Here is a 13,721-nt window from a genome sequence, read left to right as displayed (position 1 = left end):
TTGAAAAATATAATAAAACACAGTGGAATAATGAGAATTTTATCTTTTCAAATGACATGGATTGTGAGAGAATAGGTACAATTCTTAATTGTTAACCTTTGCCATTATACCTTTAGAGGAGGAAATACCCCATGTCAGAAGAGCGCAAGCTGTCGTTTGAAACTTTAACCGTTCATGCAGGCCAGGAGATTGATCCAACCACTTTAGCCCGTGCTGTACCGCTGTATCAGACCACATCCTACGGATTCCGTGATGCAGAGCATGCTGCCAATCTGTTCGCACTCAAGGAATTCGGCAACATCTATACCCGGCTGATGAACCCGACCACCGATGTGTTTGAACAGCGTCTTGCGGCGCTTGAGGGCGGGGCGGGCGCACTTGCGACAGCTTCCGGAGCAGCGGCTATTTCCTTCTCTATTCTGAATATTGCCGGTGCAGGGGATGAAATTGTATCCTCTGCCAGTCTGTATGGCGGGACGTATAATCTATTCTCCACGACGCTGCCCAAGCTGGGGATTAAGGTGCATTTTGTGGATTCGGACAATCCGGAGAATTTCCGGGCAGCGATTACGGACAAAACCAAAGCGCTTTATGCCGAAACCATCGGCAATCCGCAAGGAAATGTGCTTGATATTGAAGCGGTGGCGGCCATCGCCCATGAGCATGGGATTCCACTGATTGTGGATAATACCTTCCCAAGCCCGTATCTGCTGCGTCCGATTGAACACGGGGCGGATATTGTGGTACATTCGGCTACCAAATTTATCGGCGGCCACGGCACCTCAATTGGCGGAATCATCGTGGACGGCGGCAAATTTGACTGGAAGGCAAGCGGCAAGTTCCCCGGTCTTACTGAACCTGATCCAAGTTATCACGGGGTAGTCTACACTGAAGCTGTAGGACCTATTGCATATATCATCAAAGCACGCGTACAGCTCCTCCGGGACCTCGGTGCAGCGATCTCGCCGTTCAACTCCTGGCTGCTGCTGCAAGGACTTGAAACACTGCATCTGCGTCTGGAACGCCATAGCCAGAATGCGCTTAAGGTGGCGCAGTATCTGGAGGCTCACGATTCCGTGGAGTGGGTAAGCTATGCCGGTCTGCAGAGTCATCCTTCGTATGAGCTGGCCAAGAAGTATCTGCCTAAAGGCCAGGGCGCGATCCTTACCTTCGGAATCAAGGGCGGAGCAGCGGCAGGCGTCAAGCTGATCGAGAATGTGAAGCTGTTCTCCCATCTGGCCAATGTCGGTGATTCCAAGTCGCTGATCATCCATCCGGCAAGCACTACACATCAGCAGCTGTCAGATGAAGAGCAGGCAACAGCCGGTGTTACTCCGGAGCTGCTGCGTTTGTCGATCGGTACGGAGTCTATTGATGATATCCTGTACGATCTGGAGCAGGCGATCGCTGCCAGCCAGCAGTCTTAACTGCGGTAAGCAGGCTGCGCCGCAGGTTATCGTTGTAAAGGCGATACTTGTGCAGTTGCCGCTTATAAACCATTGTATTACGCGGATTATTCTGCGTATTGCAGTGGTTTTTTTAATTTCAGCTTTCATCTCCGGGAATGGAGCCAGTGAAATCAACGTAGATTTGATACCGTTTGCATATTTTAGGTCCTTTGCCAGTATCTATAGATTGAAGCATCGTAAAATGCCGGTGGCATCGCCTTTAGAAGAGCAACACCGGCTGTAATCCAAAGTTAAAAAGGTGGGTGCGATGATGAAGGGTGAACGCCAGCAGGATTATAATCAAAATAATGAGGAGCGCCCGTTCAAGTATAATGCCGGCGACCGGACGATTGGCATGGAGATGAGCCAGTCTGCATCTGTAGCTTCCGCTGCGGCGGAATTTCTTACCGACGGGGAGCGGCGTAAGAGTAGTGGGAACATGAGCCGGACCTATCTCCGCCGTCCGGGGGAACGTTCGGCTTTTCTGGTGCTGCGCGACGGATTGGGCGACCGGTCCGTTCATCGTGAGGAGCCCGGTACTTACCCTGCGGGTCCCTGTCTGATCCGCGGCGAGGAATGGCTGCTGGAGCCGGAGCTTGCCGCACTCTATTCGGGCTGGCTATCCTGCGCGGATGAGGGGCAGGCGGAGCGTATCCTGCAGCGGATTTATTACCGGCTGCGGGCTGCCGCTGGCGCGCTCATGGAGTCGGCGGACGGCGTTTGGGCCGCGGTAGCTCTGCCCTATACGCCGGAGCTGGCTGAGCGCCCGGCCAGACTGGCCGCGCTGCAGGACGCGCAGCTTGAAGCGCTGTTCGCCGCGGTGGCGGAGAGCCAGCGGCTGGGCGGCGACAGCCGCATCGACCTGCTGGCGCCGTATCCCGCCAGCGCAGCCGAATTCGCGGCACAGCGCGAATTCATTGAGGGCGTGGCCGAGCAGACCCTCGGCCACGCTTACGCGGCAGCGTGCCGCATCGGGGCGCTTCTGCTCCCCGATGTGGGGCGCGCTGCCGCGGGGGAAATCGCGCGCATCGCCGATTTCCTGGTGCTGGACGGCGCGGCCGGCGAAGCCGCGCCGGAGGAGAGCGCCGCCGAAGGCTTCGCCAAGGCGGCGGCTGAGGTGTTAGCCGCCGTGCGCCGGGTGAAGCCGGCGGCGGCCGTGCTCGCCGCGGGGGCACCGGCGGCGTACGCGCTGGCCGATCTGTATCAGATCGGCATGAGCGGGATCTTCTGCAGCGCGGCCCAGCGGACCGAAGCGCTGCTCCGGGCGGCCTGCCTGACGTGGATCGCCCGGCAGGACAATATCGATGCTGCCGCCGGAGGATGGCAGTAGCAGCCTTGCCGTCCGGCTGCCTTAATTCATCCATCTCATCCGCCTCATTCAAGCTGCTGTTACCGCCTTAAGTACCATACAGTCATCCGCCGTGTTCAAGGGGCTACGATCGACAGCCATAAGTACCATCGCTGACACTCCGCTAATTTGGCCTTTGCTGCTCGCAGCCGCGAACCCGTCTAAGTCACCCGCCGTGTTCAAGGTGCTACGATCGGCAGCCATAAGTACCATCGCTGACAAGCACCGCTAATTTGGCCTTTGCTGCTGGCAACCGCGAACCGATCTAAGCGCTCGCCGTGTTCAAGGCGCTACGGCCAGCGATAAGTATCTGCACTGTCAAGCACGCTCCGTGAATCAGGCTACGTCACCAGCCGCGATAAATGCCATCACTGCAGACCTTCAGTGCCTAAGCGCCTTATACATTAACAAAAACCCGATTCCACCAGCCATCCAGGCTGCGGCGGAATCGGGTTTTATTGTGCTCATGGAAAGAAGGGGATAAAGGGCACACAAGTAAAAGAATAGCTCGCCAGCGGAAATTTAAGCGCAAACCAGCATCAGTATCAGTATCTGATTCAGTCCAAACAGGCTAGCAACTCGAGTTTCTGGCTGAATGATGTAACAGCGCTCCAATTATCTAAGCTGAAATTATTAATTAATAATACTCCAACCATATAAATTGAAAATAGATATTAATTTTAGACTAAGCTAAATCAAACCAATGTGTATGGTAGACTTCCTGTGACTGAGACTGAGACTGAGACTGAGACTGAGACTGAGACTGAGACTGAGACTGAGACTGAGACTGTGACTGTGACTGTGACTGTGACTGTGACTGTGGCTGTGGCTGTGGCAACTGATGCTGTAAATAGCGGGCTTTGCTGCGGAAAGCTTTCAAACATGTCTTACTATTGAAAATCTTGCACGAAATACAACATTCTTCTCCCTAAATCGGCTGTAATCCAAAATTGTTGTACGAAATGCAGCATTTCGCCTCCGCTGAGCTGATTAACGAGACAATTCTTGTATTTTGTACAACAATCCACTCAAACACCCACCTATTAATGGATCAAAGCTGCAATTTATACAACATTTTTTGCTAATGGTGACCGAACGTACCCGTGCTCGTACCCGAGCGTGACCACGACCATAACCAGTGCCCGTACTCGTACTCGTACCCGAGCGTGACCACGGCCATAACCCGTGACCGAGATCGAGATCATAACCGAATGGCCGTAAGGAGTTCACCAGAGCCTAGTAACCAACAAAAATCCCCAACAACTCAACAGCAACTCAACAGCAACCCCTAACCCAACCGCACAGTAGCCCCTGCGGATATCCGGCAGGCTTCGTCCTCGACGGTGATCCATACATCGACTGCCGCCGGATTATAGACAATCTCCCGGGAAGCAGAGAAACGCAGTCCTTTTACGGCGGTCAGATAATCGGCGATCTCAATATTGGTGGCATACCAGATCTCTTCATGGCCGCCCATCATGGCGGCGAACTGCTCAAGCTCCTCCCAGTTATTGTTGTCGTTGAATTCATAGCTGTGTCCCCATACATATAGCAGCTGCATATGGGAGAAACGGGGCTGCTCCTCCAGGAACTGCTTGCCCAGTGCCAGCATGTCGCGGTGATGGCAGGTCGGATGCCAAGCCAGCAGGTTATCCGGCAGAGTGAACGTGCCGTGCGATTTTACGGTCCGGGAATACTCAATTCCCAGCGCCGGCAGAACGCTCAGTACCTGATCGTTGTAGTCACCGAACGGATAGGACATGCCCCTTACAGGATAGCCGGCGAGTGCTTCCAGATGTCTGCGGTCTTGCAGAATCTCTTCGGCAATACCCTCACGCGGGGTCATGGAGAGAAAAGGATGAGTGCTCGTATGTGCTGAAATCTCATGCCCCTTATAGAGGGAAGCCACTTCTTCGCCAGTGATGTAGCCCTCATTGCCGAAGAACCCTGAATTCAAATGGAAGGAGCCCTTCAGCCCGTGCCGGTTATGAATCTCCACAAGCCGCCTGTCGTGGATTCTTCCATCATCCCAGCTTAATGTTAGCGCTTTAGTGACACCGCCCGGAAAAAGATCAAACTTGATTTTCATTCCTTGTTAGCCTCCCTGATTTCTCACTATATAGATTGAACTGGAAATTTATAATTTGGGATTTATATCTGAATCCGCGAAAGATTTGGACCTCGGCCCGTTGTCTGATTGCGGATTCCTCTAAGTCACTTCTCCCATTATTAAATTAATAGGTTCCATCTATATAGATTTTGAACGTGAGCGTGTGCTCCTCCTAATTATGGATACAGCTCCATTATGAACAATGCCAGAAGTGAAAGCGATTAGCAAGATTCTTGTTAATGGACGGCATTCCGGCCATATCGCCCGCGTGATTGAGCGGATGAAGGATATGAAAGGCTCCATTCAGGAGACCGCACCCATCGGCATTATCTCTATGGACAATGGGGAATGGCCGCAGGGTGTGGGGCTGTTCGCCTTATACAGCTACTGCCGAAATTGAAAACTGCAGTTTTCTGCTTGTCTGCCGCTATATTCCGGCCTTATGCATCCGGTACTCGGAGGGCGTGCACAGGAACACTTTTTTGAATTGTCTGGAATAGTAATTATGATCCCGGAATCCGCTGTCCATGGCCACCTGAGAGATTGACAATCCGGCATTGCGCAGCAGCGTGCAGGAGTATTCCAGCCGCTTGCGGATGACATAATCCATGGGCGTCGTATGATAATTCCGGGTGAACACGCGGAGGAACTGGCGTTTCGACATATAAGCCAGATCTGCGAGGCTCTGCAGTGAAACGGGCTGCAGGAAATGCTCTTCAATATAGGTAACCGCCTCACCGATCTGCAGCGCCCTGTTCTCCGTTCCGCCGCCATTCTGCCGGTAATATCGTGAGAGTGTGCCGACAAGCGCGGTGAAATAGGTACGGATCATCAGCCGGTAGCCGTCAGACTGCCGGTCATATTCCTCCAGAATCCGGTCCAGCAGAAGAGTAGCCTCTTCCAGCTGTGCGGGCTGCAGGGAGAGCATGCCTTTGAAATACATCTCCTTGCGGAAGAACGGCTCCAGATAGAACAGTGCCTGAAACCCCGGCAGGAGCTTCAGTTCAGGCAGCTGCAGCAGCTGATCGGGATGGAACATCACATTGATGTACTGAATATTCTGCACATTTTTGTAGCCGTGGGAAATATCGCTATGGATAAAAAACACCTGCCCCGCCGATACGGGATACTCCCTTCCTTCGATGATATGAATGGCGCTTCCCTCCAGGATGACCACCAGCTCCGAGAAATCATGGCAGTGAACATAATAATCCTGGGTCAGCGGGCATTTCTGAATGCGGAAAGTGAAGCCGGGCTCGAGTCCTAAATCCCGTGCATAGAGTTTATTTGTCATGTCGCTATTATGCTAAAGAAAGGCATGATCGTCAAGGAACAGGCCAGCCGGATGCGTTAATCTTAAGAGGAAGATGACATACGGTTGGAGGGGAAATATGCAGCGATGTTTATATAGAGCCGAATGCAGAGAGGGCTGCGACCTGGCTGCTTTTTTGGACTCACAAATGGAATTGCTTAATGAACATATGGACTGGCTGGGCGTTTCTTGCCTAAGCATCTTTCAAGACGGCCAGGGGCTGTTTTTGTATTACGAATGCAGCGGCCAGGGGGTTGAGCCGGAGCAGCTGTTTCCCGGAGCAGTGGATATCCTCAAGGTCTGGCCCGGTGGGGAATATCCGCGGCTGTGGGTGCCGATGATGGACATTTTTCATTATCAGCAGCCGGTATCCGGCCAACATTGGGAGCGCAATCAGGTTCCGGGGACACCCTATGGCAGACTGGCAGTACTTAAGCCGGAGCAGGTCTCAAGCTATGTCTACTACCATTACCAATATCAGGAGGAACGCCCGGGAGACGGTGACAAATACGGGATCATCGGTCTTCATGAGAACGTGCTGTTCTTTTACTCCGAGCTGCCCGCAACTGTGGAGCCAGCACCTTATGCCGGAAAGCTCACAACGAATCTCCGGCCGGAGCATTGGGGAGAGGTCATGGAGCCGCATTTTATGAAGTGGAAGAACGTACAACAGGATCAGGAAATCTGGAAAAAGCTTACGACTGTCCTAACTACCGGCCTCCCGCAAAGAGGAAAAGGAGAATGAATATGCTGCGCACATCCATATGTCTAAACGGCGAATGGGATTTCATGCCGCTCTACGATCAGCCGCGCTGCCGCTCTCTTCCCGAGAGGCTGCAATATGAGGCGCGCAAGATACAGGTGCCTTCGAGCTGGCGCCACAGCTATAAAACGCCTTCAGGCAGCAGATTTGGAGAAGTCGCTGACCATAACTTCGCGCCGTTTGATATTTACGGATATCCGCAAGAATGGGATGCAGCCGAGGCCGGTGTGCTGCACCGCGCTTTCCGGGTGCCGGAGTCTATGCTGGAGCAGCGGGTAGTGCTGCGGTTCGACGGAATTATGCAGAAGGCGGCGGTCTATCTGGACCGCGAGCGGATTGCCGTCTGGGAAGACGGGTATCTGCCCTTGCGGCTGGATATTACCCGGCTGGTGAAGCCTGGGCGGGAGCAGCAGCTGCATGTGGTATGCGGAAGCTTCGACATGGCCGTGCTTCCCTCCGGAGAGGAGAAAATCACCGGACTTGCCGGCTCCTGGTTCGGCAGAATCGCAAGGGGGATATGGCAGGATGTCTTCCTTGAAGGCTACCCTCCTGTGTCCCTGGAGGATCTCACGATCCGCACCTCTGTCCGGCACGGCATGCTGGAAGTAGAAGCACTAATAAGCACGGAACCCGGCGGTCCTGCGGTGGAATCGCTGCAGATGTTCCTGAAAATCAGGGAACGGAAGTCCGGTATCCCGGCTATGGAGGAAGCCGGTGCGCTGCCGGTGCTTCAAGCGCAAGCCGGAGTGGATGCCCTGCCTGCCCAGGCTGGAGAAGGACGGCAATTATGCTGGAACACCGGCAGCCGGGAGTGGGGCGGGGCGAAATTTGCGCTGCCCTGGCAGGATGCCGTGCGCTGGAGTCCGGATCATCCGTTTCTATATGAGCTGGAGCTGGAGCTTCAGGCAGACGGGGAGGTCCTTGACCGGCGGACCGATATATTCGGCTTCCGGGAGTTCTGGTGTGAAGGCCCGCAGTTCATGCTGAACGGAATTCCCGTTAACCTGCGGGGCGATTCCTGGCATTTCCAGGGGGCGGCGCAGCAGACAGAAGACTATATCCGCAATTGGTACCGTCTGTGCAGGCAGGCGGGCATCAACAGCATCCGGCTGCATGCCGAGCCGTACCCGTCCGATTATCTGCGGATCGCCGACGAGGAGGGGATGTTGATTGTCGATGAGACAGCAATCTACGGGTCGGGCAAAACCATGGATGCTGCCCATCCTGATTTCATATCCAATTGCCGGGCGCATGTGCAGCGGCTGGTGCAGCGGGATAAGAATCATCCGTCCGTCATACTGTGGAGCGTGCAGAATGAGATGCGCTGGGTCGACGGCAGAGACAGCTACAAAGAGCAGATTCCCGGCCTGATGGAGCTGATGAGAGCGCTGGATTCCACTCGTCCGATCATGGTGGAAGGGGATAACCGGCTGGTCTCCAGGCAGCTGACAGAGGTGGAGAGCCGGCATTACAACATCGACGGCACGATCGCCCAGTGGGACCGTGAGGTTCCGCTCACCTTCGGCGAACATGGCGGCTGGTGGTACATCTGCCCGCAGAACAGCAGTATGTATATGGGACTGGACGCATACCGTGATTCCGATGCTAGTGCCGCCGGTCTGGCACAGAAGGAGCGGCTGTTCGTGGAATATGCACGCCGCCAAGGCGTTTCCGGTATCTCTACCTTCAACTTCGCCCATTATTTCATGCGGGCGATGCCGGAACAGAATATTCAGCTGCCGCCTGCCGACCTGACTACACCAGGCCCTAAGCCTGCAGTAATTCCGGCCTACTCACTTTCACTGAATAACGGGCTGCTGCCGGAGGAATATCCGGCGTATAGAACCAATCCCGCTTTTGCCATTATGGCCGAAGCCTTCAAGCCGGTGACATTGATTGCCGCCGAATATAACCGCTGCTTCTTCGATGACGTGCCGATCCGCCGCAGCTTCGATGTCTATAACGATACGCTGGCAGAACAGGAAGTGACTATTGAATGCACCGTCCGGCAAGGCGGAAGTGTGGTTCACAGCCAGACCTTCCGTTTCCGCCATGAGCCTGCCGCCCGCCGGAGCATCCGGCTGGAATGGATGCCGGAACCGGTCAATGGCGAAGGAGCTGGAGTGGGAGGGGATGAAGGCGTAGGCGTAGGAGCAAGTGCAGTAGATGGGGCAGAAGTAAGAGTAGGAGTTGGAGCACCAGCAGCACCAGCTGGAATAGGAGAAGCAGAAGCCGTGCTGTCTGCCCGGCTGTTCCATGGCGCGGAGCTGAAGCACGAGCTTCAGCTAAGCTACCGGCTGTTGTCCGGGAGCTGCAAGACAGAGCCGGTAGAAGTAGCGCTTCCCGCTGCTTATATAGGCTCTGACCGGGACTATGAGGCGATCCGCGCCCTAGTGCCCGGATTGGTCCGGGAAGCAGAGGAAGCGGTAGGGCGGCTTACGGGCGGAATGCTGCTGATTGTCGGCAGCCGGATGCAGGATAAGGACGGGACGCTTGACCGGAAGCTGAGAGGGTTCGTGCAGCGGGGCGGCAGGCTGCTGCTGCTGGAACAGCTTCACCTCTCTCCGGGCAGGCTGACGCTCAGCCGCAGGAAATTTATCCGTGCCCATACGGGTGATTATGGGCATCCGGTGCTCCAGGGCCTGGGCGCTGAGGACCTGATGTACTGGCATGAGGGGCTGCGCGAGGATGGTCCGCTGCCGATTATCCGTGCAGCGTTCGAGAAGCCGGTGACCGGCGATTTCACCCTGCTGCTGGAATGCAGCGCGGGTGACTTCGGGGATGGCGGCGATCTGTGGTCGCCGCTGCTGGAGTACCGGAGCGGAGCGGGCATGTTCCTGGCGAATCAGCTGGAGATCATGGAATATCTCCACCGGGTTCCCCAGGCTTGCCTGCTGCTGCGGAGCCTGCTCCAGTATGCGGGCCGCGCGTTCGACGCGGCCGCTGCACCGGAGCCCGCTGCGGTATGGGTCCGCAGCGGCGGGGCGGCGGAAGCCTTGCTCGGCAAGCTCCGCCTGAAGGGCCAACGGCTGGACAGCGCCGCAGGCTTGTCCAGCCTGAACCCTGGCCTCCTGGTGGTGGAGGCGGGACTGCTGCACGGCCCGGGCGCGGCGGAAGCCGTCCGGCAGGCAGCGCAAGCCGGCAGCACAGTGCTGGTGCTGCCGGCGGAGCCCGGCGGGCAGGAGGCGCTGGCCCGCCTGCTGGGACGTCCCGTGCGAATAGCGCCGCACGGGACCTATCATCTGGCGGCGGACTATGCGCACGCCGCCGTCTCCGGGATCAGCCCTGTCGACCTGTTCGGGTTCGACAAGGTGCATCTCTCGCCCCGGGATGTGGTCAACCGGGAGCTGGCCAGTCACAGGCTGGAGGTGCAAGGCGCGGAGGTGCTGTGCACCAGCGTGGAAGGCACAGCCTGGAAGGATTATTTCGCCGGGTTGCATACGGCGGAATACAGCAGGCTGGCGCTGGTCGAGCTGAACCGCAGCAAGGCCTGTGCTCCCGGAGTCTTTATGATCCGGCAGGCAGCCGGCGAGGGCGAAATTATCTGCTCGCAGCTGCTCACAGACGCGGGCAGTGACAAAAGCCTGAGGCTGTACACCCGCCTGCTCGGCAATCTGGGTGCCTCGTTCACGGATGAACTGCTGCTCCTTGACAAAGGAGATGCACAGTGGGCGGTGGAAGCCGCGATGACGCTGTTCTGTCCGCCTTATACCGATTATCAGGCCATGAAGGATTATTATACCGACCCCGAATTCTCCCTGAATAATCTGGGTGAAGGCCTGTACGGCTGGATGAAGAAAAAAGAGCGGCGCGAAGACGGAACACTGCTGATCCCGGCACCGGAAGGCCGTCAGCTGTTTCTGAGCTGCTTCGTGCATCTGCCGGAGACAGGCGCGGGCAGCGTGGAAACTGCGGATGTAAGGAACGGCAGGCTGCGGGTAAACTCGGAGTGTGCCTACGAGATCTATATGAACGGTCAGCACGTGAATGAGCCGGAGCAGGAGATCACCTTGAGAAGAGGAGTCAACCGGCTGGTTGCCATCATCCGGGGAGAACGAGAGGATATCGCTTTTGGTATGGTCTTCCTGAACCCGGATGGCACGTATATGAATGATTTGGAGTTCCGCATGACGATGGATGAGGTTGAGCCTAAGTGAGCAATAAGAATAAGCAATGAGTAACCCTAAATGGAGAGGAGCCAGACTGATGACGAACCAACCGGGAACTATCAATCCGGCAGGCCATTCCGGCCGTGCTACAGAGCTGGACCAGTATTTTACCTTCCGCGACGACGCGAAGGAAGTAGAGTTCAAGCGCCATGACATGCCGACCCCATGGCTGAACTATTTATCCAACGGCACCTTCCATACTATGCTGTCCCATGCAGGCGGCGGGTTAGCCTTTTATAAATCCCCGCAGATCTGGCGGATTACACGCTACCGTTTCTTCCACCTGCCGACCGACCGTTCCGGCCCTTATATTTACCTGCAGGATGCCGGGACGGGCAGCTATTGGTGCCCCACCTATGAGCCGGCTTTTCAGAAACCGCAGGAATGGAAGAGCAGCCACGGCATGGGCTATACCCGCTTTGAAGCAGAGCAGAATGAAGTTGCAGCGAAGACCGTCTATTTTGTCGGACCATACGAGAACTCGCTGATCTGGAATTTGACGCTGACTAATCATAGTACCGAGGTCAAAGAACTGAATGTGTATGCCTACGCCGAGTTTGGCATGATGGAATTCATGCGCGAGCTGCAATGGCAATGCTACAACAAACATCAGGTGTCGGTGCAGTATCATGACAAGGAAGCTCTTATTTACAAGTACGGAGTTGAAAATCAGCCCAAGCCGGATGAGACACCGCTGGTCTATATGATGTCGGATGCGCCGCTGGCCGGCTATGACGGAGACCGTGAAGAGTTTATCGGCAGCTACCGCAGCGAATCCAATCCGGCTGCGGTTGAGCAGGGCGGATGCACCGGCTCGACAATACTGGGCGGAGATCCTTGCGGAGCGCTGCAGGTTCAAGTGAGGCTGCAGCCCGGCGAGACGCGTACCGTGAACTTCTTCCTGGGAACGGCGATGACTGAGGCCGAGATCGAACAGGCCATCGGCCATTCCCGGGAGGCGGATTTCGTCACCCGTTCTTTTGCGGCGCTTAAGGAGAACTGGAACAGCTATCTGGGCGCCTGGAACTGCGAATTACCGGATAAAGATGCGCAGCGCATGATCAATATCTGGAATCCGTATCAGTCGCAGCGGAACTTTCTCTTCTCGCGCAATATTTCGTTCTATGCTACGGGTACATTCCGTGGAGTAGGCTACCGGGATACAGCCCAGGATATCCTGGCTGCGGTTCCGTACGATCCCGAGGCGGCGAAGGATAAAGTCCGGCTGCTTCTGGGACAGCAGTATCAGGACGGGCATGTGAATCATTACTTTTTCCCGAATGAAGGCTGGGACCCGGTCACCAGTATTCACTCCGATGACCACCTGTGGACGGCACTCGCCGTATGGGATATTCTCGCCGAGACCGGGGACGCCGGATTTCTGCAGGAGAGTCTGCCTTATTATGACGGTGGTGAAGCGCCGCTGTATGCTCATTTGAAGCGGGCTATCGATTTCACCGTCTCCCGGCTTGGACCGAATGGCTTCCCGCTGATGCTGCGCTCGGACTGGAATGACCAGCTGTTCCGCGTATGCCGCGAGGGCAGAGGGGAGAGCATCTGGACGGCGATGCAGTTCGGGACCGTGCTGCTGCGCATGAAGGATCTGGCGGCGGCAGCCGGTCATCCGGAGCATGCGGCAGAGTATGACAGATTGTATGAGGAGCAGAAGCTGCTGGTGAATACACTGGGCTGGGACGGCAAATGGTTCCGGCGGGCAGTCATGGATGACGGGCGTTACCTGGGCACTGCGGAGCATGATGAAGCCCGGATTTGGCTTAACGCCCAGACCTGGGCGACCCTGTCCGGCATGGGTGAGCCTGATAAAGCGCTCCAGGCTATGGACAGTGTCCGCGACATTCTGGACACGGAGCTCGGCATCAAAAAGCTGCATCCGTCCATCACCAACTTCCCCGATCCCGCAGACCCGTTGACCAATTACAATAAGGGAACAGGGGAGAACGGAGCTGTCTTCTGTCACGCCAATACCTGGGCGATTATTGCCGAATGTATGCTGGGCAGAGGGGATCAGGCCTACAAATATTACCGCCAGCTCATTCCGAATGTTGCGATGGAGCAGGCCGGGTTATGGCGTTATAAGGCGGAACCGTACGTCTATGCCTCCAACCTGTTCGGACCGGAATCCGACAGATTCGGACTGGCGAATGTATCCTGGCTGACCGGAACTGCCGCATGGATGTATGTAGCTGCTACGCAGTACATTATGGGTATTAAGCCAGTACTGGCCGGACTCTCAATTAACCCGTGCATCCCGTCTTCCTGGGAAGGCTTCTCGGTTACCCGTAGATTCCGCGACTGTCTGTACGAGATTACCGTGAAGAATGACAGCCGTGTCTGCACAGGTGTCAAAGAGATCCGTGTCGACGGTGAACTGCTGGATGGAACCGTAATTCCCGCCTATCCGGACAGAAGTTCGGTGAAGGTGGAGGTTATACTGTAGCCGTAAGCATAATATAAGTGCATAAAATATAAAGTGTCCCGCCGGCTGCACTGAGCAGAACTTTGGCGGGACATTTTTTTTGAAATATAAGAAAGTAAATGTTTTACGCCATC

9 protein-coding genes are annotated in these 13,721 nt (G+C 55.7%); 6 read left to right on the top strand and 3 right to left on the bottom strand.

The window, feature by feature from the left end; all coding sequences use genetic code 11:
• Window positions 1-131: 131 nt before the first annotated feature.
• Window positions 132-1,427 carry a homocysteine synthase gene (locus tag PBOR_RS30645; RefSeq protein ID WP_042217716.1) on the top strand — a complete coding sequence of 432 codons (1,296 nt, stop codon included), beginning with the start codon at window positions 132-134 and terminating at the stop codon, window positions 1,425-1,427.
• 289 nt (window positions 1,428-1,716) lie between these two features.
• Window positions 1,717-2,778: a hypothetical protein gene (locus tag PBOR_RS30640; protein ID WP_157764172.1), complete on the top strand. Its 1,062-nt coding sequence runs from the start codon at window positions 1,717-1,719 to the stop codon at window positions 2,776-2,778.
• Between the two features lie 48 nt (window positions 2,779-2,826).
• On the opposite strand, the gene PBOR_RS37850 is transcribed toward PBOR_RS30640, so the two are convergent.
• Together PBOR_RS37850 and PBOR_RS30630 are read right to left on the bottom strand one after the other, a co-directional pair.
• Window positions 2,827-3,000, bottom strand: coding sequence for a hypothetical protein (locus PBOR_RS37850; RefSeq protein WP_157764171.1), 174 nt, complete (start codon window positions 2,998-3,000; stop codon window positions 2,827-2,829).
• Between the two features lie 1,084 nt (window positions 3,001-4,084).
• The gene (locus tag PBOR_RS30630; RefSeq protein WP_042217713.1) at window positions 4,085-4,885 is read right to left on the bottom strand and encodes a polysaccharide deacetylase family protein; all 801 of its coding nucleotides are present in this window, start codon (window positions 4,883-4,885) and stop codon (window positions 4,085-4,087) included.
• A gap of 223 nt (window positions 4,886-5,108) precedes the next feature.
• Here PBOR_RS30630 and PBOR_RS30625 point away from each other — a divergent pair, with 223 nt between their 5' ends.
• On the top strand, window positions 5,109-5,306 hold the full coding sequence (locus tag PBOR_RS30625; RefSeq protein WP_042217712.1) for a hypothetical protein: 198 nt from the start codon (window positions 5,109-5,111) through the stop codon (window positions 5,304-5,306).
• A gap of 27 nt (window positions 5,307-5,333) precedes the next feature.
• Here PBOR_RS30625 and PBOR_RS30620 read toward each other — a convergent pair whose 3' ends face one another.
• Window positions 5,334-6,200, bottom strand: a complete 867-nt coding sequence (locus tag PBOR_RS30620) for a helix-turn-helix domain-containing protein (RefSeq protein ID WP_042217711.1) — start codon at window positions 6,198-6,200, stop codon at window positions 5,334-5,336.
• 166 nt (window positions 6,201-6,366) lie between these two features.
• Here PBOR_RS30620 and PBOR_RS30615 point away from each other — a divergent pair, with 166 nt between their 5' ends.
• From PBOR_RS30615 to PBOR_RS30605, 3 genes are read left to right on the top strand one after another with little or no spacing between them, the layout of a single operon-like run.
• Window positions 6,367-6,963 (top strand): hypothetical protein, encoded by a 597-nt coding sequence (locus tag PBOR_RS30615; RefSeq protein WP_245647949.1) that lies wholly within the window; start codon window positions 6,367-6,369, stop codon window positions 6,961-6,963.
• On the top strand, window positions 6,960-11,138 hold the full coding sequence (locus PBOR_RS30610; protein WP_245647948.1) for a glycoside hydrolase family 2 TIM barrel-domain containing protein: 4,179 nt from the start codon (window positions 6,960-6,962) through the stop codon (window positions 11,136-11,138). Before PBOR_RS30615 ends, PBOR_RS30610 begins: the two co-directional genes overlap by 4 nt.
• A gap of 16 nt (window positions 11,139-11,154) precedes the next feature.
• Window positions 11,155-13,608, top strand: coding sequence for a GH36-type glycosyl hydrolase domain-containing protein (locus PBOR_RS30605; RefSeq protein WP_081972257.1), 2,454 nt, complete (start codon window positions 11,155-11,157; stop codon window positions 13,606-13,608).
• Window positions 13,609-13,721: the final 113 nt, after the last annotated feature.

The organism is Paenibacillus borealis (assembly GCF_000758665.1).
Taxonomy (GTDB): Bacteria; Bacillota; Bacilli; order Paenibacillales; family Paenibacillaceae; genus Paenibacillus_AQ; species Paenibacillus_AQ borealis.
The sequence above is the reverse complement of the archived record's forward strand: the minus strand, read 5'-3'. Positions and strand labels throughout refer to the sequence as shown.